The organism is Reyranella sp. (assembly GCF_965228225.1).
In the GTDB taxonomy this organism is placed as follows: Bacteria; Pseudomonadota; Alphaproteobacteria; order Reyranellales; family Reyranellaceae; genus Reyranella.
Genome location: NZ_OZ245801.1, coordinates 5,156,612 through 5,178,475, shown reverse-complemented (window position 1 = coordinate 5,178,475; position 21,864 = coordinate 5,156,612). Strand labels below are relative to the sequence as shown.

Sequence of the window (21,864 nt, the reverse complement as noted above, 5' to 3'; positions counted from 1 at the left end):
ACAGGATTTTTTGACCAATGAAGGTTGGCATCGTCGGCGCGGGCGCGATCGCGTTTGGAATGGCGGCGTTTCTCGAACAGGCGGGACATGCCGCCACCCTGTGGTCGCCCTCCGGTGAGCGCACCAAGGCGCTGGCCGCGGGCGAGCCGCTCGTTGCCGCCGGCGCGATCGAGGGATCGTTCAAGCCGGCTGTCGCCCCCAGCGCCGAGTCGCTCGTCGCCGGTGCCGAGGTGATCCTGATCGCCTTGCCGGCCTACGGGCACAAGCATGTCTTCGACCGGATCGCGCCGCACGTCACGGCGGCACAGACGGTAATCGTCAGCTCGCACGCCTCGTTCGGCGCGCTGTACCTCTCAAAACTACTCGCTGCCCGCAGCATCACGGTGCCGATCGTCGCCTGGGGCACGACGCTGGTGAGCGGCCGTCAGACTGGTCCGGCCAAGGTCCAGGTGAACACGGTGCGCAAGTCCGTCGATCTCGCCACCTTGCCCGCATCGCGCAGCGCCGAGGGGCTGGCCCTCTGCCAATCGCTGTTCGGCGACCGCTTCGTCGATCGGCAGAACCTGCTGGCCATCGCGCTCAGCAATCTCAATCCGACGATCCACATGGGCATCGCGCTGGGCAACATGACGCGCATGGAGCGGGCCGAGACCTGGGGCCAGGCCGAGAACGTGACGCCCAAGGTCGGCCGCCTGCTGGAGGAACTCGATCGCGAGCGTCTCGCCGTTGCGGCGGCGCTCGGCCTCGAGGTCCGGACGATCTTTCAGCACCTCAACCTGTCGTTCGGCGTGCCCTTCGGCTCGGCCTTCGAGATGCACCAGGCCATGCATGCTCTCGGCAAGAGCGGCGCCGGCCCGACGACCGCCGACAGCCGCTACGTCACCGAGGACGTGCCGTTCGGCCTGGTCCCGACGGCGAAGCTCGGCCGCCTTGTGGGCCACCCCGCGCCATTGCACGAGGCCGGCGTCAGCCTCTTCTCCGCGATGTACGGGCGCGACTTCACCGCCGAGAACGACCTGTTGGCCGCCCTCGACATCGACACGCTTTCTCTGGCGCAGCTTCAAAAGCTGTGTCGCGACGGCTACTCCCGTCTGTCATCCTGAGCGCAGCGAAGGATCTATCGACAGCTCCGCAGTACTTCGGTCGTTCCGCAAGCTCCTTCGCTGCGCTCAGGATGACAGCAAATGAGAGCCAAGAGATGACCACTGATCCCCTACCCGTCTCTCTCGCCGACGTGCGCGCTGCCGCCGCGCGCATCAAGGGCGCCGTGGTCCACACGCCCTGCCTTCGCAGCGAGACGCTGTCACGCATCGCCAAGGCCGATGTCTGGATCAAGTTCGAGAACCTGCAGTTTACCGCCTCCTTCAAGGAGCGCGGTGCGCTGAACACGCTGCTGCAGCTCAGCGACGAGGAGCGCCGCCGCGGCGTCATCGCCATGTCGGCCGGCAACCATGCGCAGGGCGTCGCCTATCACGCCGGCCGGCTGGGCATTCCCGCGACCATCGTGATGCCGTCCTTCACCCCCAACACCAAGGTCAAGCACACGCGCGGCCACGGCGCGCGGGTGGTCCTGATCGGCGACACGCTGGCGGAAGCGGCGGCCGAGGCCCATCGCCTGGCCGACGCCGAGAAGCTGGTCTTCGTCCATCCCTACGACGATCCACGCATCATCGCCGGACAGGGCACGATCGCACTGGAGATGCTGGCGGACGCGCCGGAGATCGACACGCTGGTCGTGCCGGTCGGCGGCGGCGGCATGCTGGCGGGCTGCGCCGTCGCCGCGCGCGGCCTCAAGCCCGGCGTGAGGATGATCGGCGTCGAGACGGCCGGCTACTCGGCCATGCGCCAGCTCCTGGCCGGCGAGCCGGTGACGGTGGGCGGCGACACGATCGCCGAGGGCATCGCCGTGCGCGACATCGGCCGGACGCCGCTCGCCATCGCCCGCGCGCTGGTCGACCGCGTGCTGGCGGTCGACGAGGTGGCGATCGAGCACGCCATCGCGCTGTTCCTCGAAGTCGAGAAGACAGTCGCCGAAGGAGCCGGCGCCGCCGGCCTGGCGGCCCTGCTGGCCCATCCCGAGGTCTTCGCCGGCCGCAAGGTCGGGCTGATCCTGTGCGGCGGCAACATCGACACGCGCCTGCTGGCCTCGGTCCTGCTGCGCGGCCTGGTCCGCGACGGCCGCATCGTGCGCCTGCGCCTGATGATCCCCGACCTGCCCGGCCAGCTCGCCCGCGTGGCCGGCCTGATCGGTGGCGCCGGCGGCAACATCGTGGAAGTGCAGCACCAGCGCCTGTTCGGCAGCGTCGTCGCCAAATCGACCGAGCTCGACGTCACGGTGGAATCCCGCGACCGCGACCATGCCCGCGAGCTGGTCACCGCGCTTCAGGCGGAGGGCTTCACGGTCCGCGTCCTGGAGGGGGCGGACGCGTAAATCCCGCGCTTTCTCCGCACCAGAGACGGGGCTAAAAGACCGGCCATGTCCGCCTCGACCCAGTACGTCCCCTCGCCCACGCCCGACCTGGCCCGCATCCAGCGCGCGTTGATCTCCGTTTCCGACAAGGAGGGCCTGGTCGAACTGGGCAAGGCGCTGGCGGCGCATGGGGTGGAAATCCTGTCGACCGGCGGCTCGGCCAAGTCGCTGCGCGACGCCGGCCTCACGGTGGTCGAGGTCAGCGATCACACCGGCTTCCCCGAGATCATGGACGGGCGGGTCAAGACGCTGCAGCCCTCGATCCACGGCGGCATCCTGGCCCGCCGCACCGACGCCGGCCACCAGAAGGCGTTGAGCGATCACAAGATCGCGGGCATCGATCTGGTGGTGGTGAACCTCTACCCGTTCGAGGCCACGGTCGCGCGCGGCGCCGACTTCCCGACCTGCGTCGAGAACATCGACATCGGCGGCCCGGCGCTGATCCGCGCCTCGGCCAAGAACCACGACTTCGTGACCATCGTGGTCGATCCCAAGGACTATGCCTCGGTGCTGCAGGAGCTCGACGCCCACAAGGGCGCCACGACCCTGGCGCTGCGCCGCACGCTCGCGGCCAAGGCCTATGCCCGCACCGCCTCCTACGATTCGGCGATCGCCAACTGGTTCGCTGGCCAACAGGGCGAGACCTTTCCCGAGCGGCTGACCCTGTCGGCCGAGCGCGTGCAGACCCTGCGCTACGGCGAGAACCCGCACCAGAAGGCCGCCTTCTACAGCGACGGCAGCAAGCGGCCAGGCGTCGCCACGGCGCGCATGGTCCAGGGCAAGGAGCTGTCCTACAACAATATCGGCGACACCGAATCGGCCTACGAATGCGTCGCGGAGTTCGCCCAGTCCGCCATCGTCGTCGTGAAGCACGCCAATCCCTGCGGCGTGGCGGTCGATGCCGACCAGTTCACCGCCTACCAGAAGGCCTATGCCTGCGATCCCGTCTCGATTTTCGGCGGCATCGTCGCGGTCAACCGCACGCTCGAGGCCAAGGTCGCGGCCGAGCTGGTGAAGCTGTTCCTCGAAGTGGTGATCGCGCCCGACGCGACGCCGGAGGCGCTGGCGATCCTCGCCACCAAGAAGAACGTGCGCGTGCTGCTGGCCGGCGCCCTGCCCGATCCGACCACGGCCGGCATGACGCTGAAGAGCGTGGCCGGCGGCTATCTCTTCCAGACGCGCGACAACGGCCATCTCACCAAGGCCGACCTCAAGGTCGTGACCAAGCGGTCGCCGACGGCCAAGGAACTCGACGACCTGCTGTTTGCCTTCACGGTCTGCAAACACGTGAAGTCGAACGCCATCGTCTATGCCAAGGACGGCGCCACGGTGGGCGTCGGCGCCGGCCAGATGAATCGCCGCGACAGCTCGCGCATCGCCGCCATCCGCGCCGCCGAATCGGGCGACGCCGCGGGCCTGAAGGTGAGCCCGGCCGTCGGCAGCGTCGTCGCCTCCGACGCCTTCTTCCCCTTCGCCGACGGTCTTCTGGCTGCCGCCGAAGCCGGTGCCACGGCGATCATTCAGCCGGGCGGCTCGATGCGCGACAAGGAAGTGATCGACGCGGCCGACGAGAAGGGCCTCGCGATGGTGTTCACCGGGATGCGGCACTTCCGGCACTGATTGTCGTCCTGAGCGCGGCGAAGGACCTGACGGAACGACCAGAGCACTCCGTAGCGGGCGCGAGATCCTTCGCTTCGCTTCAGGGCGGGGGTTACCCCGCCCGAGATGACAAGGGTTGGCGTGCGCCTACCCGACCTTGATCTGCTTCGCCGACGCCATCGCCTTGCGGCGTGCGTCCTTCACCGTGCGGCCGGTGGCGAGCGCGACGGCCATGCGGCGGTGGCCCTTCACCTCGGGCTTGCCGAAGATGCGGACCGACGTGCCCGGCGCGGCCAGCGCCTTGGCGATGCCGGTATAGGTCGGGTCCTCGATGGTGCCGTCGCCGAGCACCGGCACCGAGGCGCCGGGTTGGCAGGTGATCTCGGGGATCGGCAGGCCGAGGATGGCGCGGACGTGCAACTCCATCTCGCTCATGTTCTGGGTGACCATGGTCACCATGCCGGTGTCGTGCGGGCGCGGCGACAGTTCGGAGAACCAGACCTTGTCGCCCTTCACGAACATCTCGACACCGAACAGGCCGCGGCCCTTGGCGCCGCACAGCGCGTTCACGACCTTCCTGGCGATGTCGCGCGCCTTGCGCAGCGCCGGCTTCGACATGGCGTGCGGCTGCCAGCTTTCGCGATAGTCGCCGTCGACCTGGATATGGCCGATCGGCTCGCAGAAGCCAAAGCCGCCCTCGTGGCGCACGGTGAGCAGGGTGATCTCGTAGTCGAAATCGATCGCGCCCTCGACGATCACCAGCCCGGTGCTGGCGCGCGTGCCCTCCATCGCGATCTTCCAGCTCTTCGCGACATCGGCAGGCTTGCGCGCAACGCTCTGGCCGTGGCCGGACGACGACATGGTGGGCTTGATGAAACAGGGGAAGCCCACGGCCTCGGCGCCGGCCTGCAGCTCCTCGAGGCTGGCGGCAAAGCGATAGGGCGAGGTCGGCAGCTTGAGCTTCTCGGCCGCGAGCTTGCGGATGCCGCGACGGTCCATGGTGAGCTGCGCGGCGCGCGCCGTCGGAATGACGGTCCAGCCCTCCTTCTCCAGCTCGACCAGCGTGTCGGTGGCGATGGCTTCGATCTCGGGCACGATGAAGTCGGGCTTCACCGTCTCGACGACATGGCGCATCGCCCCGCCGTCGCGCATGTCGAACACGTAGGAACTGTTGGCGACCAGCATGGCCGGCGCATCGGCATAGCGGTCGCAGGCGATGACCTCGATGCCGAAGCGCATCGCCTCGATGACGACTTCCTTCCCGAGCTCACCCGAGCCCAGCAGCATGAGCTTGACGGCGGAGGGCTTGAGCGGTGTGCCGAATTTCTTGATTTTCATGCGTCAATGATAGCAGGCGAATGCGCAGCTCGTCCTGAGCGAAGCGAAGGACCTAGCCGGACGACCAGACGACCACGTTGCCAGCGTGAGATCCTTCGCTGCGCTCAGGATGACAGATTGCGCTAGGGCATCGACTCCGGCGGCGTCGGCTCCTTCTTCTTTCGCGTGAGCAGGCGGAAGAAGAGCGGCACGAACAGGATGGCGATGAAGGTCGCGGCCAACATGCCGCCGATCACGCCGGTGCCGATCGAATGGCGGCTGGCCGAGCCGGCGCCGCTGCTGATGGCGAGCGGCACCACGCCCAGGATGAAGGCGAGCGAGGTCATGACGATCGGCCGGAAGCGCAGCCGCGCCGCCTCCATCGCGGCATCGTAGGCGGAGAGGCCCTGCTGGTAGCGCTGCGAGGCGAACTCGACGATCAGGATGGCGTTCTTGGCGGCGAGACCGATGAGCGTGATGAGGCCGATCTGGAAATAGACGTCGTTCTCCAGGCCGCGGATCCAGACCGCCAGCAATGCGCCGAACACCGCGAAGGGCACGGCGGTGAGGACGGCGAGCGGCAGCGACCAGCGCTCGTATTGCGCCGCCAGGATCAGGAAGACCATCACCAAGCCGAACACGAAGCCCAGGCTGCCCGTGCCCTGGGTCGCCAGCTCCTGGTAGGCCGAACCGGTCCAGCCGATCGTGTAGTCGTCGGGCAGGGTCTCGGCCACGAGCTGCTGCATGGCGGCGATCGCCTGGCCCGAGGAATAGCCGGGCGCCGGCCCGCCCAGGATCTTGGCGGCGGGAAAGATGTTGAAGCGGTCGACCGTGTCGGGACCGACGATGCGGGTCACCGTCACCAGCTCGTTGAGCGGGACCATCACGTTCTTGTCGGACTTCACGAACACGTGCCGCAGGTCCTCCGGCCGCTCGCGGAAGTCGGACTCCGACGAGAGGCTGACGCGATAGGTGCGCCCGAACAGGGTGAAGTCGTTGACGTAGAGGCTGCCGAACGAACTCTGCATCGTGTCGAAGATCGAGTTGATCGGGATGCCGATGGCCTTGGCCTTGTCGCGGTCGACGTCGATGCGGTACTGCGGCACGCTGGTGGAGAAGGTCGTGGAGACGCCGGCCAGTTGTGGATGCTTGGCCGCCGCGGCCACGACCTTGTTGGCCGCTTCCGCGAGGCTCGCCAGCGAGCCGCCGGACCGGTCCTGCAGGTAGAATTCGAACCCGCCGGTCGTGCTCATGCCCTGGATGGGCGGCGGGTTGAAGCCGATCACCACGCCGTCGCGGAAGTGGCTGTTCAAGCCGGCGAGCGCCGGCGCGAGATTGCGCGCATCCTGGGCGGGCTCCTTGCGCTCGGACCAGTCCTTCAGCGTGACGAAGGAGATGCCGGAATTGGTCTTCTGCGCGCCCGAGAGCAGGTCGAAGCCCGAGAAGGTGACGACGTTGGCGACGGCCGGATTCTTGCCGAGCTCCTCGGTCGCCTTGGCGGTGACTTCACGGGTGCGCGTCAGGGAGGCGGCGGGCGGCAGGGCCGTCACCAGGAAGACGTAGCCCTGGTCCTCGTTGGGCACGAGCCCGCCCGGTACGCGCTGGAACAGGTAGACGGTGGCTCCGACGATCACGGCGAAGCCCGTCAGGCCGAACACGACCCGCTTCATCAGGAACGAGACGCCGCCGGTATAGCGATCGGTCACCCAGCCGAAGCCCGTGTTGAACTTCGAGAAGAACCATCCGGGCTTCTCGTGGCCGGGCTTCAGGATCAGGGCCGCGAGTGCAGGCGTGAGCGTCAGCGCCACGATGCCCGAGATCACCACCGACACGGCGATGGTGACCGCGAACTGACGATAGAGTTCGCCCGCCAGCCCGCCCAGGAAGGATACCGGGATGAACACCGCGCAGAGGACCAGCACGATGGCGATGACCGGCCCGGTCACCTCCTGCATCGCCTGGACCGCCGCGTCGCGCGGACTCTTGCCCTCGGTGGACATGATGCGCTCGACGTTTTCCAGCACCACGATCGCGTCGTCGACGACGATGCCGATCGCCAGCACGAGCCCGAACAGGGTCAGCAGGTTGATGGAGAAGCCCAGCAGGTACATGCCGGCGAAGGTCCCGACGATCGACACCGGGATGGCGATGATCGGGATGATCGTCGCCCGCACGCTCTGCAGGAACAGGAAGACGACCAGCACCACGAGGATGACGGCCTCGATGAAGGTGATGACCACCTCCTCGATCGAGACCTCGACGAAGCGCGTGGTGTTGAACGGCACGTCGTAACGCAGCCCTTCCGGAAACCGCTTGGAAACGCGCTGCATCGTGTCCTGCACCGACTGCGCGACCTGCAGCGCGTTGGCGCCGGGCTGCAGATAGACGCCGATCGGCACGGCCGGTGCGCCGTTGAAGATCGCGGAGAAACCGTAGGTGAGCGCGCCCAGCTCGACCCTCGCCACGTCCTTGAGGCGCAGCGCGCCGCCGATCTCGTCGGAGCGGATGATGATGTTCTCGAACTGCGTGGCATCGACCAGGCGCGCCGGGGTCGTCACCGAATAGGTGAACTCCTGCGGGTTCTTCATCGGCTCCTCGCCGAACCGGCCGGCGGCGAACTGCGAGTTCTGTTCGCGGACCGCGGCCGCGACGTCGCCCGGCGTCAGATTGTATTGCGCGAGCTTGTCGGGTCTCAGCCAGACGCGCATCGAATAGTCGGAGGCACCGAACAGGGCGGCATCGCCGACGCCCGGCAGGCGGCGCAGCTCGTCGACCACGTTGACCAGCGCGTAGTTGCTGATGAACACGGTGTCGTAGCGCCGGTCCGGCGACGACATGGTCATCACCATCAGGATCGACGACGACCGCTTCTGGACGACGACGCCCTGTCGCGCGACCTCGGCGGGCAGCAGCGGCAGCGCGCGCTGCACGCGATTGTTCACGTTGATGGCGTTCTGGTCGGGATCGGTGCCGATCTCGAAGCTGACCGTCAGGCTCATCGTGCCCGAGCCGGTCGAGGTGGAGCGCATGTAAATCATGCGTTCGACGCCATTGATCTGCTGCTCGAGCGGCGCCGCCACCGTGGAGGCGATGGTTTCGGCCGTGGCGCCCGGATAGCTCGCCGTCACGACGACATCGGGCGGGACGATCTGCGGATATTGCGAGATCGGCAGCGCGCGCATCGCGACCAGCCCGGCCAGCACGATGACGATCGACAGGACGCTGGCGAAGACCGGCCTGTCGATGAAGAATTTCGAGATCACGGTCTGGTCCCGCTCGCGGCAGGAAGGGCCGCCGGCGCGGGCGCCGTGGTGACGTCGACCGGCTTCACCTTGGCGCCGGGGCGGACCCGGATGACGCCGTCCGTGACGACGCGCTCGCCGGCCTTGAGGCCGCTCTTCACGATCCAGCCCTTCTCGACCTCGCGGTCGAGCTGGACGGGGCGGGCCTGGGCCACGTCGTTCGCATCGAGCACGTAGACGGCGGCGCCCTGCGGCCCCTGCACGATCGCCGTCTTCGGGACCAGGACGGCATTCGGCATGGTGACGCCGATGATCTCCACCCGGACGAACTGGCCGGGCAGCAGGCCGCGCTTGTCGTTGGGAAAGACCGCGCGAATCTGAATTGTGCCGGTGCGCGGGTCCACGATGCTGGAGCTGATGTCGACGCGCCCGTCGAACGGATAGACGTCGCCATTGCCGAAGCGCAGCTTCACCGTCACGTCGTCTTCGGTCAGCGGCTTGGCGCGCTTGCGGTTGATCTCGGTGAGCTCGCGCAATTCGCCGTCGGTGGTCGTGAAATAGACGTAGGCCGGATCGAGCTGCGTGATCCGGGTGAGCACCGTCTGCTGCGGCTGGACGAGCGTGCCCTCGGGCGGCGAGGCCTCGATGCTGGTGAGGCCGGCGATCGGCGCCCTGATCACCGTGTATTCGAGATTGAGCTCGGCGGTCTGGACATCGGCTTTAGCCGATGCGAGCGCCGCGGTGGCCAGTTCGCGCGCGGCCGTCGCATCCTCGAGGGCCTTCTGCGTCGATACCTGGCGGGCCGCCAGGCCCTCGACCCGGGTGAAGTTCTCCGTCGCCTGGGTCAGCGTCGCCTGGGCCTGCGCCTCCTGGGCCTTGGCCCGGGCGAGGGCGGCGTCGTAACTGCGCGGATCGATGCGGAACAGCACATCGCCCGCCTTGACCGCCTCGCCATCGGTGAATTGGCGCTTCTGCAGAAAGCCGCCGACCTGCGATCGAATTTCGACAATGCGGAAGCCGGTCACCCGCCCCGCATAAAGCAACGGCAAGGGCACATCTGCGGACACCAGCGTCGCCACGCCCACCTCGGCCGGCGGTGGCGCTGCGGCGGCCGGCGGCACGGTGGGGCTTCGGAGCGCGAACCAGTAAACGGCGGCCGCGGCAATCGTGACGAGGATGACAGCAATGAAGGCAATGCGCGCCGGAGATACCTTGCCCATCTATGCCGCTCTTCCCGTCGCGATCCTGCCGAGCAGCAGCGTCAGGATGATGACGGACGACGAGTCGTGTCCGGAACCCTCTTCGCACGTGAACATGACTCGCCCCCTCTCGACACCTGCAAGGCGACGTGCGACCACACCAGCCAAGCTCACCATCGAGTTGAACGCGCGGTTTCGCGCGACGTTGCAAAGGCATTTGCGAGCGGTGCCCGCGGAGCGGCAGGCTCTGACGCCGCTTAACCCTACAGTTGTTGCTGAAAACTCGTTCCCGCGAAGTGCGTCGGTTACTCCGCGAGGAATTGACACAGCCCAATGGGGCAACCACATGTCGACTTCGCGACGCAGAATTGTTCGCGGGGGAGTCCAAGTGTCCGTACGTCGCCGCCTGCTGGCAGTCGCCAGCCTCTGCCTTTGGGCTTTTTCATCCGCCTCCTTCGCCCAGGGCGGCCCGCCCGCCATGCCGGTCGGCGTTTCCGAGCCACTCGCCAAGCGCGTCACCCAATGGGACGAGTATTCCGGACGCTTCGAAGCCGTTGCATCCGTCGAAGTGCGCGCGCGCGTCTCGGGCTTCATCGACAAGATCGATTTCCGCGACGGCCAGATCGTCAAGGCCGGCGATCCGCTGTTCACCATCGACAAGCGGCCGTACGAGATCGCGGTCGAATCGGCGGAAGCCGACGTCGCACGCAACAAGGCACAGGTCGAGCTTGCCGATCTGCAGGTCGGTCGCGGCGCGTCGCTGATTGCCTCACGCACCATCACCGAGGCGGATAACGATTCGCGCAAGTCGAACCTCGCCGTCGCCCGCGCCCAGCTCAAGTCGGCAGAAGCCGCGCTGCGCAACGCCCAGCTCAACCTCGAATGGACCAACGTCACGGCGCCGATCGCCGGCCGCATCTCGGATCGCAAGGTCGATGCCGGCAATTTGATCTCGGGGGGCCAGAGCGGCGCCACCCTGCTCGCCACGATCGTGACGCTCGACCCCATCCGCTTCGTCTTCGACATCTCCGAGTCCGATCATCTGCGCTACAGCCGCCTGATCCTGTCGGGCGCCCTCGCCTCCTCGCGCGACGGCGCCAATCCGGTCCGTATCCGGCTCTCCGACGAGACCGAGTGGAAGCGCACCGGCAAGGTCGACTTCGTCGACAATGCGATGACCGCGCGCTCGGGCACGATCCGCGTCCGCGCCCTGGTCGACAACAAGGACCAGCTCCTGACGCCCGGCATCTTCGGCCGACTGCAGCTGTTCGGCGGCGAGTATGACGCGCTGCTGGTGCCCGACTCGGCCATCATCTCCGACCAGGCCCGCAAGATCGTGTTCGTCGTCGGCCCCGGAGATGTCGTGCAGGCCAAGCCCGTGACCCTCGGCACGCTGGTCGACGGTCTGCGGGTGATCCGCTCCGGCCTGGAGCCCACCGACAAGGTGGTGCTCGACGGCCTCGCCAATCCCATGGTCCGGCCCGGCGCCAAGGTCGTGCCTCAGAAGGGCGAGATCGTCGCCAAGGCCAAGTAAGGGCCCCCCATGCGTTTTTCACATTTCTTCATCGACCGGCCGATCTTCGCGTCGGTGCTCTCGGTCATCATCGTGATCGTGGGCTTCATCGCCCAGCGCGGCCTGCCCGTCGCGGAATATCCCGAGATCGCGCCGCCGACCGTCAACATCACCGCGACCTATCCCGGCGCCTCCGCCGAGGTGATCGCCGAGACCGTCGCCACGCCGATCGAGCTCGAGGTCAACGGCGTCGACGACATGCTCTACATCGAGTCGCAGTCGACCGGTGACGGCCGTCTGTCGATCAACGTGGTGTTCAAGCCCGGCGTCGACATCGACCAGGCCCAGGTGCTGGTGCAGAACCGCGTTGCGGTGGCCCAGCCGCGCCTGCCCGAGGACGTGCAGCGCCTCGGCATCGTGGTGCGCAAGGCCTCGCCCGACCTGATGATGGTCGTGCACATGGTCTCGCCCGACGGCAGCCGCGACCAGCAGTACATCTCCAACTATGCCACGCTCTACGTGAAGGACGTGCTGACGCGCGTCGACGGCGTCGGCAACGTGCTGGTGTTCGGCGGTCGCGACTACTCGATGCGCATCTGGCTCGACCCGGCCCGTGTCGCGGCGCGCAACCTCACGGCGGGCGAAGTCGTGCTGGCGCTGCGGGCGGCCAACCTCCAGGTGGCGGCGGGTGCCGTCAACCAGGCCCCGGCGGTGTCGCCGGGCGGCTTCACCCTGTCGGTGCGCACGCTGGGGCGGCTGAGCTCGCCCGACCAGTTCGAGAACATCGTGATCCGCGCCGAACCGGATGGGTCCGTGACCCGCCTGCGCGACATCGCCCGCGTCGAACTGGGTGCGCAGGACTACACGCTGAACGCCTATCTCAACAACAAGACGGCCACGGCGCTCGGCATCTTCCAGCGCCCGGGATCAAACGCGCTCGCCACCTCGGACGCCATCATCGCCGAGATGGATCGCCTGAAGAAGAATTTCCCCTCCGGCCTCGACTACACGATCGTCTACAATCCCACGACCTTCATCCAGGCCTCCGTCGACGCCGTCATCACGACCCTGTTCGAAGCGGTGATCCTGGTCGTCGTCGTCGTGATCCTGTTCCTGCAGACCTGGCGCGCGGCGATCATCCCGATCCTCGCCATCCCGGTCTCGCTGATCGGATCGTTCGCCTTCATGGCCGCGGTGGGCATCTCCTTCAACACGCTCTCCCTGTTCGGCCTGGTGCTGGCGATCGGCATCGTGGTCGACGACGCCATCGTCGTGGTCGAGAACGTCGAGCGCTACCTGACGCAGGGCATGTCGCCGAAGGAGGCCGCGCACAAGACGATGGACGAGGTCGGCGGCGCGCTGATCGCGATCTCGCTGGTGCTGATCGCGGTGTTCCTGCCGACCGCCTTCATCACCGGTCTGCAGGGCACCTTCTACAAGCAGTTCGCGATCACCATCGCCGCCTCGACCGCGATCTCGGCCTTCGTGTCGCTGACGCTCTCGCCGGCGATGGCGGCGCTGCTGCTGAAGTCGCATGCCCTGTCGCATGTCGAGAAGGCCAAGCCCGGTCTCCTGGATCGCCTCGCCTGGCCGGTCCACTGGTTCTTCGGCCACTTCAACCGCGGCTTCGAGGCGCTCTCGAACTTCTACGGTCGCATGACGGCGCGGGTGATCCGCATGGGCTTCATCATGCTGGTGATCTATGCCGGCCTGCTGGCGCTCACCCAGAACCGCCTCGCCTCGACTCCGACCGGCCTGGTGCCGCAGCTCGACCGCTCCTACCTGATCGCGGCCATGCAGCTTCCCGCCGGCTCGACTCTCGAACGGTCGGATGCGCTGGTGCGCAAGGCGAGCGAGATCATCATGTCGCGGCCGGGCGTGGCGAACGCCGTCTCGTTCGTCGGCTTCGACGGCGCGACCTTCACCAACGCGCCCAACACCGGCGTGATCTTCGTGACCCTGAAGCCGTTCAAGGAGCGGCCGGGAATCACCAAGGACATGATCCTGGCCGATCTGCGCGGCCAGATGTTCGCGCTGCGCGAGGCCTTCGTGTTCGTCCTGGAGCCGCCTTCGGTGCCGGGTATCGGTACGGGCGGCGGCCTCAAGGGTTACGTCCAGGACCGCGCCTCACGCGGGCTGACGGCCCTCGAAGGCGCCACTTGGGCCCTCGCCGGCGCCGCCGGACAGGCGCCGGGCCTCACCCAGGCCTTCACGCTCTACAATACGCGTACGCCGCAGATCTACGCCGACATCGACCGCACCAAGGCCGAGCAGCTCGGCGTGCCGATCTCGCGCGTGTTCGAGACGCTGTCGGCCTACATGGGTTCGGCCTACGTCAACGACTTCAACATCCTCGGCCGCACCTACCGCGTGACCGTGCAGGCCGACGACCCCTATCGCCTCACCCTGCGCGACGTCGAGAACCTCAAGACGCGCAGCGTGAGCGGCGAGATGGTGCCGATCGGCGCCGTCGCGACCTTCGAGGACATCACCGGTCCCTACCGTGTCGCCCGCTACAACCTCTACCCGGCGGCCGAAGTGCAGGTGGCCCTGCAGCGCGGCTACTCCTCGGGGCAGGGTATCTCCACGATGGAGGCGCTGGCGGAGAAGGTGCTGCCGTCAGGATTCGGCTTCGAATGGACCGAGATCGCGCTGCAGGAGAAGCTGGCCGGCAACACCGCGATCCTGGCCTTCGGCCTGGCCGTGCTGTTCGTCTTCCTGTTGCTGGCGGCGCTCTATGAGAGCTGGCTGCTGCCGCTCGCCGTCATCCTGATCGTGCCGATGTGTATCCTGGCGGCCATGATCGGCGTGAACATCCGCGGCCTCGACCGCAACGTGCTGGTCGAGATCGGCCTGGTCGTGCTGGTGGGTCTGGCGGCCAAGAACGCCATCCTGATCGTGGAGTTCGCCAAGCAGGCGCACGAGCAGGGCATGAACCGCTTCGACGCGGCCGTCACCGCCTCCAAGACGCGCCTGCGTCCCATCCTGATGACCTCGCTGGCCTTCATCCTGGGCGTGGTGCCGCTGGTCATCAGCACCGGCGCCGGGGCGGAGATGCGCCAGTCGCTCGGTACCGCGGTCTTCTCCGGCATGATCGGCGTCACGATCTTCGGTCTGATCTTCACGCCGGTCTTCTACGTGCTCTCCGTCGGTCTGGCCGAGCTGCGCTTCAAGTGGCGCAAGCAGGAGATCAAGCCGGACTTCAAGCCGCAATAGGGGTCGGGGCGGGTGGCGGGCGCAGCAGCGCGAACGCCACCTGCACGATGCCGGCGGTGAGCCCCATCGCGACACCCAGGCGCCAGGCGAGGTCGTAGGAGCCCAGCGCGTCGAACAGCAGGCCGCCGCCCAGGGCGCCGACGAAGCTGCCCACCTGGTGGCTCATGAAGGCGACGCCCTGGATCATGGCCTGCCAGCGCAGGCCGAACATCTCGACCACCGATCCGGCGACCAGCGGCCCGACTCCGAGCCACAGGAAGCCCATGGCCGAGGCGAAGACCAGCGTGCTGGCCGGCGTCGGCGGCATCACGAAATAGCCGGCGAGCACGATCGAGCGGGCGATATAGATGCCGCCCAGCAGGCCGAGCTTGGACCAGTGACCGCCCGCCCAGCCGAAGAACAGGCTGCCGAACACGTTGAACAGGGCGATCGCCCCCAGCGCGCCGGCGCTGAGCGACGGATCCATGCCGCAGAGCGCGAGATAGGATGGCAGGTGGGTCGTAATGAACAGGAGCTGCATGCCGCAGACGAAATAGGCCGCCGTCATCACCAGGAACGAGGGTTTCCGCAGCGCTGCTGCGAGCGCGAGGCGGGGGGAGGCGGCGCTGATGTCTCCCGTGGCAGGTACGGGGGGCGACAGGCGGTCGACCCGGCCGGCGATCCAGGCGGCGGGCAGCATGAAGACGATCAACGTGAGGAAGCCCAACAGTCCGGCGCGCCAGCCCAGTTCCGTCGTGAGCGTCTGGCCGAGCGGCGCCGAGAGCAGCGCCCCCAGCGAGCCGGTCGCCGTGATCGCGCCCAGCACGAAGCTGCGCGCCCGCGCCGGCACGGCACGGGCGCCCACGGCGAGCGAGATCGCCGAGGCGGTACAGGCCAGCGCCATCCCGATCAGCACGCCGCCGCCCAGCATCACACCGGTGAGGCCGTCCGCCATCGCGAACAAGCCGAGGCCGGCAACATAGAGCGCCGCACCGCCGACCATGATCGGCCGGAAGCCCAGCCGCACCGCCAGCGCGCCCGCAATCGGTTGCAGGAAACCCCAGGCGAGGTTCTGGACGGACATGGCCAGCGCGAAGTCCGAGACCGTGAGCGCGATGTCGCGCGTCAGCGACGGCATCACCAGCCCGAAGCTCTGGCGCACGCCCATGCCGAGGCTCAACATGACCGAGGCGCCGATCAGGATCGGCAGGACGGGCCGCAGGTCCTTGAGAATGGTCATGGCACGCCTTCCGGATTACACAGGTCTGTGTAATCTACGGACGGCACCGGAAAGAGGTCAAGACGGCATGGCGAGGGCGGATGTCAGGGCAGCGATGCAGGAACGCATCCTCGAGACGGCGGATCGGCTGTTCTACGGCCAGGGCATCCGCGCCGTCGGCGTCGACATGATCGCGGCCGAGATCGGCATCAGCAAGCGCACGCTCTACAATCATTTCCCGTCGAAGGACGACCTGATCGTGGCCTATCTGTCGCGCCGGCTGAAACCCGCCCCGCCGTCCGACCGGCCGCCGCTGGAGCAGATCCTGGGCGCCTTCGACCGGCTGGAACGGACCATCGCGACCGGTGTGTTCCGCGGCTGCCCCTTCGTGAACGCCGTGGCCGAACTCAAGGAACCGGCGCATGCCGCGAACAGGATCGCCCTGGCCTTCAAGGAGCAGCGCCGAACCTGGTTTCAGGGACTCCTGGAACAGCTCGGCATCAACCAGGCTGAATCCCTCTCGCTGCAGCTCCAGATCCTGACCGACGGCGCGATCGCCGCCGCCATCGTACGTGGCGATCCCGCCGTCGCAGCCGCGGCGCGCGAGGCCGCGACTGTGTTGCTCAAGGCGGCGGGTGTGTCTTCTGTTCGCAAGACTCCCCACCCGCCGTCATCCTGAGCGCAGCGAAGGATCCAACGTCCGATAAGGAGTGCTCAGGTCGTTCCGCTAGAGCGTTTCCGGGCGAGATGGAATCGAGCCGACCATCTCAACACTGACCTCACCCTGAGGAGCGAACGCAGTGAGCGTCTCGAAGGGTGGGCACGCGCACCCCATCGGTTGCCCATCCTTCGAGACGCCGTGCTGTGCACGGCTCCTCAGGATGAGGGGGTGGGTGAATGTAAAACGGAAAGACTCTAGGTCCTTCGCTGCGTTCAGGACGACAAGCAGAAGTTACGTCGGATCGGGCCGGAGCACGCGGTGCAGGTCGAGCACGGGCGGCTTGTGGCCCAGCTGCGAGAGCAGCGTGTGGACCTGGGCCCTGTGGTGGGTCTGGTGATTGAAGAAATGCGGCAGGATCACCGACCAGGGATCCTCGGTGTCGAAGCCGGAATTGTTGACGTACCGCACGCTGCCTTGTTCGAAACCTTCGGGCAGGTGCGCGAAGAAATGCTCGATGTGGCGGTCCAGGCGCTCGCGCTCCGCGCGCAACGCTTCGAACTCCTCGAACTGGACCGCGCCCAGGCCCGTCGACACATGCGAGCCGCCTTCGAACCGTGCCATCCAGATCCGGTCGCCCAGCAGCAGATGGTTCAGCGTACCGTGCACACTACCGAAGAAGGCGCCGAGATCGCGACGGTACTCGGCACTGGAGAGCCCGGCGCAGGCCGCATAGAGCTTCTCGTTGGCCAGCCGGTTGTAGTGGGCGTACTGCGCCCAGATCCCGGCCCTGTCCACGTTTAGCGCGCCGCAGCCGACACCCAGCGAGTGAAGCCGCGGATCAGGTGGGCAACCGCGGCGCTGCGCAGGCGATGGGCCCGGGCTTCGAGAGCGCGGCGTTCGGTAATGCTGGGGTAGGGAACCGTGAACATGAGAACCTCCAAAGGTTGAAAGGAACCTAATTCCGTTATTCCTGGAGGTTAATACAGAGTGTATGACGAACACTCGTGAATGAAATTCATCAATAGCGCAATGATCGATCACGCAAGCGAGATGGCGGCCTTCGTCCGGGTCGTCGAGTCCAAAGGGTTTTCGGCCGCCGCGCCGAGCCTCGGCCTGACCCCGTCGGCCGTCAGCAAGCTGGTGACCCGGCTGGAAACCCGGCTGGGCGTGCGTTTCCTTCAGCGCACGACGCGGGCGATCAGCCTCACCGAGGAGGGCGAGGCCTTCTACGCGGCGGCGCGGCGCATCGTGGGCGAGATCGAAACCCTGGAGAACCAGATCAGCGGCCAGAGCGGCACACCGCACGGGCTTCTCAAGGTCACGACGTCGCTGGCCTTTTCGACCCACCAGCTGGCGCCCGTCATCGCGGAGTTCCTCGAACGCTATCCGCTGCTGCAGCTCGAGCTGATGCCCACCGACCGCGTCGTCGACATGATCGAGGAAGGGGTCGATGTGGCGATTCGCATCGGGCGACTGGCCGACACCAGCTTCATGGCGCGCAAGATCGGCGAGGATGTGCGGCTGGTCTGCGCCTCGCCGTCCTACCTCAGGAACCGTCGCCCCCTGCTGCGCCCGGAGGACCTGACGCGCCACAACTGCATCGTCTCGCGCGACCGCACCTATCTCAACCGCTGGCCGTTCCGCATCGATGGCGAGATCCGCGAGATCGAGGTCGGCGGGCGGGTCGCCGTCACCGAGGGCGAAGCCCAGATGCGGCTGGCGCTGCAGGGGCTGGGCATCGTGCGCCTGACGCGTCTCACGGTGGCCTCGGCGATCAAGAACGGCGAGCTGGTCTCGCTGCTGGAGGAGTTCCGCGCCGAACAGCCGATCCCGATCCATGCGGTCTATCCGCACCGCCGGCACCTCGCGCCCAAGGTGACCGCCTTCATCGACTTCATCCTCGAGAAATTCACGCCGCCGCCATGGGAGATGCTAGGCTCTTCACCAAACAAGGACAGCAATCCTTGAGGGAGGGACCATGGACACCGACACCGATCTTTTCGTGCAGGCCTTCTGGGTGAAATGCCGCGACATCATCCGGCCCGAACTCGACGTGGCCATCGATGCGATGCGCCACGCAGGGCACGAGGCCAACATCTCGACCCTGGAATTCTCCCCCGACGAGAAGAGCGGGGCCGAGAGCGGCCCGACGCTTACCCTGACCATCCACACCAGTGGCGCGGGCGACACGCGCGTCCTGCGCTATCGCGGCGACGTGGCGTCCCGCGAGATCGAGGTCATGGCCTCGGACTGCAAGACCTCGCGCTATGATCTGTCGGCCGTCACACAGGCCGGCGTGAAGCACGACATCGCGCTCTGTTTCGGCTCGTTGCTCAAGACCAAGTAGACCCAAAGGAGGATCCCATGGCCGACGCCATCGACGACCTGTTCCGCCGCTTCGGCAAGGCTTTCAACAAGGCCGATGTCGACGCGATCGCCGACTGCGTGACCGATGATTTCGAATGGCGCCTGAACACTGGCGGTTCGCCGACCGGTCGGGTGCTCAAGGGCAAGGAGGCGCTGCGCGCGCACTTCGCCGACAAGAGCACGGCGCATCGCGAGGTGCGCTTCTCCGAGGCAAGCATCCATCGCGCCGGCGACAAGTTGTTCGGCACCTTCCGCGCCACCGGCATCGACCATGCCGGCAAGCCGTTCGATCGCTACGGCATCGACCTCTACGAGGTGAAGGACGGCAGGATCGCGCTCAAGGACAGCTACATGAAGGCCGAGTGATTTCGATGTCGAACGATACCGTCCTCTGGGAGATCGATCGAAGGGGCGTGGCCACGGTCACGCTGAATCGGCCCAAGGTGAACAACGCCTACAACGGCGACCTCATCCAGGGCCTGCACGACGCGATGGATGCGCTGGGTTCTGAGAGCGGCCTGCGCATCGTCGTGCTGCGCGGCAACGGCAAGCATTTCCAGGCCGGCGCCGATCTGTCGTGGATCACGGGCGTCGCCAAGCAATCGCCCGCCGAGAACGAGAAGGTCAGCCGTCTCACGGCCGAGGCCGTGAAGCGGCTCGACACCTGCCCTGTGCCGACCCTTGCGCTGATCCAGGGCGGCTGCTTCGGCGGCGGCACCGGCATCGCCGCGGCCTGCGACGTCGTGGTGGCCCAGGAGGACGCACTCTTCTCCATCAGCGAGACGCGCTGGGGCCTGATGGCCGGCATCATCCTGCCGCAGCTCTGCCAGGCGATCGGCCTGCGCCAGACGCGCCGCTACGCGCTGACCGGCGAACGCTTCGGCGCCCACGACGCGCGCCGTCTCGGCCTGGTGCACGAAGTCTGCCCGCTGGGCGGTCTCGCCGAAGCCGGCGAGAAGATCGTCGAGTCGGTCCTGATGAACGCCCCGCGCGCCACCACGGCGACCAAGCTGCGCTCGCTGACCTCGGCCCGCGCCTTCATCGACGAGGGCGAACTGCGCGACCTGATCGACGAACATGCCCGGACCCGCCAGCAGGACGAAGCCACCGAAGGCCTCGCGAGCTTCACGGAGAAGCGCAAGCCGTCCTGGTATCCGGGGTAAAAACGCCATCGTCTCTTCGCTCCGGTCGAGACGACGGCCTTTCTTTTCCTGTCATCCTGAGCGCAGCGAAGGATCTGGCGCCAGCAACGGAGTGCTTTGCTCGCTCCGTCAGGTTCTTCGCTGCGCGCAGGACGACAGGCGTTAACTACTCCGCCGCCTGCTTCTGCGCGAGGCGGTCCGGGGTCAGCGTGTAGGTCGTGAACTGGCGGTTCAGCGCCGGCATCGGGCAGGCTTCGAGGTGGCCGTCGGCCGGGCGCATTAGGATCATCGCCGTGGTGGCCGTCGAGACGCCGCGCGAGTTGAGGCGCGGCGGGCGGCATACCGAGTAGGGCGTGCCCCAATCGTCGAAGAAGGCCTGACGGAAATCTTCCAAGGTGAGCTTGCCGCGCTTGGGCGCGAGCTGGTCGCGCACCCGCTTGTCGCGATAGATCGAGTCCGGCGTCTCGGCGAGGCCGGTGTCCTTCACCTTGGCGCGCGCCGAATCGGCGATCCAGTGATTGGCGTGGACGTAGAGGCCGCGCTCGGGCGCGATCCAGAACGTTTCGTCGGGCGCGCATTCGAAGCCGAAGGCTTCACCACCACAGTGACTTACCGCCATGTGGTTGGAGCCGGGCTTGGGCGTCGACACGATGGTCTGCACCGCATGGGCGAGGTGGGCGGCCTCCAGCACCTTGCGGCGGATGAAGGGCAGCGGCACACCCTGCCCGCGCTGATAGTCACGGTCGCATTCCAGGGCGTTGGCAGTCAGGCCGATGCCGGCCGAGTTGAGGCCCGAGCGCGCAAGGCCACCCGCTTCGGTGAAGGTGAGGATATCGGGCCCGTCGTCGCGGCGGATGCGCAGCACAACGCCGGTCTCGGCGCATTCCGACCGCCAGTCCCAATTCTGGCCGTGCAGCAGCACGCCGTCGGCGCTGGCCTCGGGTAGGGCGAGCGCCGCGGTGCAGCCGTCGGGAAAGTGCTTGGCGGCCTGCTGCTTGCGTGCCGCGACCACCATCTCGGTGCGCGCGTTCATCAGCACCACGGCAGCGAAGGGCTCGTTCGCGCCTTCGGCGATGCCGCGCATTTCCTCGACATAGGTCGGATCGAACTTGTCGATCAGCGGCACCATCGCCTCGGCGCGGCGCTCCAGTTCCTTCCAGTCGACGCCCGACTTGAGCAGCGACTCGGCGTACATTTTCACGCCACGCTTCAGACGATCCGCGGCGGCCTTACCGTGAATTCGCCCCCGCTCCCTGGGGCCGCCGGACAGATCGATCAGCGGGAAGGGAGCGTAGTCGGTCATGGGAGCCTCTTAAGGGTGGCCCAGCAGGGCCTGGCGGAAACGGTCCTTGAGATGCGCGCCATCCTGCGGCGGCATCACGAACTCCAGCTTCTCTACCATGACCTTCACGAGCCGGAACACCGGACCCTTCTTGGTGCGCACGTCCTTCACCAGTTCTGCGACCTCGCCGGCCTCACGCACCGTCGTGGCGTCGGCGATACCGCAGCCACGCGCGATCATGGCGAGATCGGTGCCGGCGCCGGAATCGGTCGGGCCGTTGTTGCGCGGGCTGGTATGCGTGGCCTGGTTGCCGGTCTCGCCGAACTTCTCGTTGTCGAGCACGACGATCGCCAGGTTCTCCGGCATCTGCGTCGCCACGGTGGCCAGCGAGCCCAGGCTCATCAGCATGTCGCCGTCGCCGGTGATGACCAGCACGCGCTTGTTGGGCTGCGCCAGGGCGAGGCCCAGGCCCATGCCGACCGGGGCGCCCATCGAGCCCCACAGCGGCATGTTGAGCGGCCGGTCGCCCGCGGCGGTGATGTCCCAGTTCGACGAGCCGAGGCCCGCGATCACCAGCAGATTGTCGTCGGCGCCGTCGAGGAGTTGCTTCACCAGCGGGCGGCGCTGCAGCGTGGCCCTGTGCGCGTGCGTGCTCATC

18 protein-coding genes are annotated in these 21,864 nt (G+C 67.2%); 10 read left to right on the top strand and 8 right to left on the bottom strand.

Translation table 11 applies throughout. From position 1 onward, the window contains the following. Positions 1-17: 17 nt before the first annotated feature. The 3 genes from ACO07K_RS25115 to purH all read left to right on the top strand — a co-directional run bounded on the left by ACO07K_RS25115 (position 18) and on the right by purH (position 4,090). Positions 18-1,103, top strand: coding sequence for an NAD/NADP octopine/nopaline dehydrogenase family protein (locus ACO07K_RS25115; RefSeq protein ID WP_422032752.1), 1,086 nt, complete (start codon positions 18-20; stop codon positions 1,101-1,103). A gap of 95 nt (positions 1,104-1,198) precedes the next feature. Continuing rightward, positions 1,199-2,431, top strand: a complete 1,233-nt coding sequence (locus ACO07K_RS25110; RefSeq protein ID WP_422032750.1) for a threonine ammonia-lyase — start codon at positions 1,199-1,201, stop codon at positions 2,429-2,431. A gap of 45 nt (positions 2,432-2,476) precedes the next feature. Then, positions 2,477-4,090: a bifunctional phosphoribosylaminoimidazolecarboxamide formyltransferase/IMP cyclohydrolase gene (gene purH, locus ACO07K_RS25105; RefSeq protein ID WP_422032748.1), complete on the top strand. Its 1,614-nt coding sequence runs from the start codon at positions 2,477-2,479 to the stop codon at positions 4,088-4,090. A 126-nt stretch (positions 4,091-4,216) separates the two neighbouring features. Here the strand turns inward: purH and purT are convergent, their stop codons facing one another. The 3 genes from purT to ACO07K_RS25090 all read right to left on the bottom strand — a co-directional run bounded on the left by purT (position 4,217) and on the right by ACO07K_RS25090 (position 9,848). Next, entirely contained in the window at positions 4,217-5,407 is a 1,191-nt protein-coding gene (gene purT / locus ACO07K_RS25100) for a formate-dependent phosphoribosylglycinamide formyltransferase (protein ID WP_422032746.1), read from the bottom strand. A 122-nt stretch (positions 5,408-5,529) separates the two neighbouring features. Next, the gene (locus ACO07K_RS25095; RefSeq protein WP_422036702.1) at positions 5,530-8,646 is read right to left on the bottom strand and encodes an efflux RND transporter permease subunit; all 3,117 of its coding nucleotides are present in this window, start codon (positions 8,644-8,646) and stop codon (positions 5,530-5,532) included. After that, the gene (locus ACO07K_RS25090) at positions 8,646-9,848 is read right to left on the bottom strand and encodes an efflux RND transporter periplasmic adaptor subunit (protein WP_422032744.1); all 1,203 of its coding nucleotides are present in this window, start codon (positions 9,846-9,848) and stop codon (positions 8,646-8,648) included. Before ACO07K_RS25090 ends, ACO07K_RS25095 begins: the two co-directional genes overlap by 1 nt. A gap of 367 nt (positions 9,849-10,215) precedes the next feature. On the opposite strand from ACO07K_RS25090, the gene ACO07K_RS25085 reads away from it, so the two are divergent. Together ACO07K_RS25085 and ACO07K_RS25080 are read left to right on the top strand one after the other, a co-directional pair. Then, positions 10,216-11,361: an efflux RND transporter periplasmic adaptor subunit gene (locus tag ACO07K_RS25085; RefSeq protein WP_422032742.1), complete on the top strand. Its 1,146-nt coding sequence runs from the start codon at positions 10,216-10,218 to the stop codon at positions 11,359-11,361. Between the two features lie 9 nt (positions 11,362-11,370). Further along, positions 11,371-14,556 carry an efflux RND transporter permease subunit gene (locus ACO07K_RS25080; RefSeq protein WP_422032740.1) on the top strand — a complete coding sequence of 1,062 codons (3,186 nt, stop codon included), beginning with the start codon at positions 11,371-11,373 and terminating at the stop codon, positions 14,554-14,556. Here the strand turns inward: ACO07K_RS25080 and ACO07K_RS25075 are convergent. Further along, complete coding sequence (locus tag ACO07K_RS25075; protein ID WP_422032738.1) at positions 14,543-15,775, bottom strand: MFS transporter; 1,233 nt, start codon at positions 15,773-15,775, stop codon at positions 14,543-14,545. The two genes, ACO07K_RS25080 and ACO07K_RS25075, sit on opposite strands and share 14 nt — an antisense overlap. Before the next feature lie 67 nt (positions 15,776-15,842). Here ACO07K_RS25075 and ACO07K_RS25070 point away from each other — a divergent pair, with 67 nt between their 5' ends. Continuing rightward, positions 15,843-16,433, top strand: a complete 591-nt coding sequence (locus ACO07K_RS25070) for a TetR/AcrR family transcriptional regulator (RefSeq protein WP_422032736.1) — start codon at positions 15,843-15,845, stop codon at positions 16,431-16,433. 273 nt (positions 16,434-16,706) lie between these two features. On the opposite strand, the gene ACO07K_RS25065 is transcribed toward ACO07K_RS25070, so the two are convergent. Both ACO07K_RS25065 and ACO07K_RS25060 read right to left on the bottom strand, forming a co-directional pair. Then, on the bottom strand, positions 16,707-17,210 hold the full coding sequence (locus ACO07K_RS25065; RefSeq protein WP_422032734.1) for a DinB family protein: 504 nt from the start codon (positions 17,208-17,210) through the stop codon (positions 16,707-16,709). 2 nt (positions 17,211-17,212) lie between these two features. Continuing rightward, the gene (locus ACO07K_RS25060; RefSeq protein ID WP_422032732.1) at positions 17,213-17,344 is read right to left on the bottom strand and encodes a hypothetical protein; all 132 of its coding nucleotides are present in this window, start codon (positions 17,342-17,344) and stop codon (positions 17,213-17,215) included. 79 nt (positions 17,345-17,423) lie between these two features. On the opposite strand from ACO07K_RS25060, the gene ACO07K_RS25055 reads away from it, so the two are divergent. From ACO07K_RS25055 to ACO07K_RS25040, 4 genes are read left to right on the top strand one after another with little or no spacing between them, the layout of a single operon-like run. Then, positions 17,424-18,383 carry a LysR family transcriptional regulator gene (locus ACO07K_RS25055; RefSeq protein ID WP_422032730.1) on the top strand — a complete coding sequence of 320 codons (960 nt, stop codon included), beginning with the start codon at positions 17,424-17,426 and terminating at the stop codon, positions 18,381-18,383. 10 nt (positions 18,384-18,393) lie between these two features. Further along, entirely contained in the window at positions 18,394-18,762 is a 369-nt protein-coding gene (locus ACO07K_RS25050) for a hypothetical protein (RefSeq protein WP_422032728.1), read from the top strand. A gap of 17 nt (positions 18,763-18,779) precedes the next feature. Beyond that, a complete protein-coding gene (locus tag ACO07K_RS25045) occupies positions 18,780-19,148 on the top strand; it encodes a nuclear transport factor 2 family protein (protein WP_422032726.1) in 369 nt (122 codons plus the stop codon). A 5-nt stretch (positions 19,149-19,153) separates the two neighbouring features. Continuing rightward, the gene (locus ACO07K_RS25040) at positions 19,154-19,945 is read left to right on the top strand and encodes an enoyl-CoA hydratase-related protein (protein WP_422032724.1); all 792 of its coding nucleotides are present in this window, start codon (positions 19,154-19,156) and stop codon (positions 19,943-19,945) included. A gap of 145 nt (positions 19,946-20,090) precedes the next feature. On the opposite strand, the gene ACO07K_RS25035 is transcribed toward ACO07K_RS25040, so the two are convergent. Then, a complete protein-coding gene (locus ACO07K_RS25035; RefSeq protein WP_422032722.1) occupies positions 20,091-21,227 on the bottom strand; it encodes a C45 family autoproteolytic acyltransferase/hydolase in 1,137 nt (378 codons plus the stop codon). A gap of 9 nt (positions 21,228-21,236) precedes the next feature. Continuing rightward, positions 21,237-21,863 (bottom strand): thiamine pyrophosphate-dependent enzyme, encoded by a 627-nt coding sequence (locus ACO07K_RS25030; RefSeq protein WP_422032720.1) that lies wholly within the window; start codon positions 21,861-21,863, stop codon positions 21,237-21,239. Position 21,864 lies beyond the last annotated feature (1 nt).

Bases quoted from the DNA above. Each gene is read 5' to 3' on its own strand.
- ACO07K_RS25115 (WP_422032752.1), top strand. From the start codon at position 18: ATGAAGGTTGGCATCGTCGGCGCGGGCGCGATCGCGTTTGGAATGGCG.
- ACO07K_RS25110 (WP_422032750.1), top strand. From the start codon at position 1,199: ATGACCACTGATCCCCTACCCGTCTCTCTCGCCGACGTGCGCGCTGCC.
- purH (WP_422032748.1), top strand. From the start codon at position 2,477: ATGTCCGCCTCGACCCAGTACGTCCCCTCGCCCACGCCCGACCTGGCC.
- purT (WP_422032746.1), bottom strand. From the start codon at position 5,407: ATGAAAATCAAGAAATTCGGCACACCGCTCAAGCCCTCCGCCGTCAAG.
- ACO07K_RS25090 (WP_422032744.1), bottom strand. From the start codon at position 9,848: ATGGGCAAGGTATCTCCGGCGCGCATTGCCTTCATTGCTGTCATCCTC.
- ACO07K_RS25080 (WP_422032740.1), top strand. From the start codon at position 11,371: ATGCGTTTTTCACATTTCTTCATCGACCGGCCGATCTTCGCGTCGGTG.
- ACO07K_RS25075 (WP_422032738.1), bottom strand. From the start codon at position 15,775: ATGACCATTCTCAAGGACCTGCGGCCCGTCCTGCCGATCCTGATCGGC.
- ACO07K_RS25070 (WP_422032736.1), top strand. From the start codon at position 15,843: ATGGCGAGGGCGGATGTCAGGGCAGCGATGCAGGAACGCATCCTCGAG.
- ACO07K_RS25060 (WP_422032732.1), bottom strand. From the start codon at position 17,344: ATGTTCACGGTTCCCTACCCCAGCATTACCGAACGCCGCGCTCTCGAA.
- ACO07K_RS25055 (WP_422032730.1), top strand. From the start codon at position 17,424: ATGAAATTCATCAATAGCGCAATGATCGATCACGCAAGCGAGATGGCG.
- ACO07K_RS25050 (WP_422032728.1), top strand. From the start codon at position 18,394: ATGGACACCGACACCGATCTTTTCGTGCAGGCCTTCTGGGTGAAATGC.
- ACO07K_RS25045 (WP_422032726.1), top strand. From the start codon at position 18,780: ATGGCCGACGCCATCGACGACCTGTTCCGCCGCTTCGGCAAGGCTTTC.
- ACO07K_RS25040 (WP_422032724.1), top strand. From the start codon at position 19,154: ATGTCGAACGATACCGTCCTCTGGGAGATCGATCGAAGGGGCGTGGCC.
- ACO07K_RS25035 (WP_422032722.1), bottom strand. From the start codon at position 21,227: ATGACCGACTACGCTCCCTTCCCGCTGATCGATCTGTCCGGCGGCCCC.
- ACO07K_RS25030 (WP_422032720.1), bottom strand. From the start codon at position 21,863: ATGAGCACGCACGCGCACAGGGCCACGCTGCAGCGCCGCCCGCTGGTG.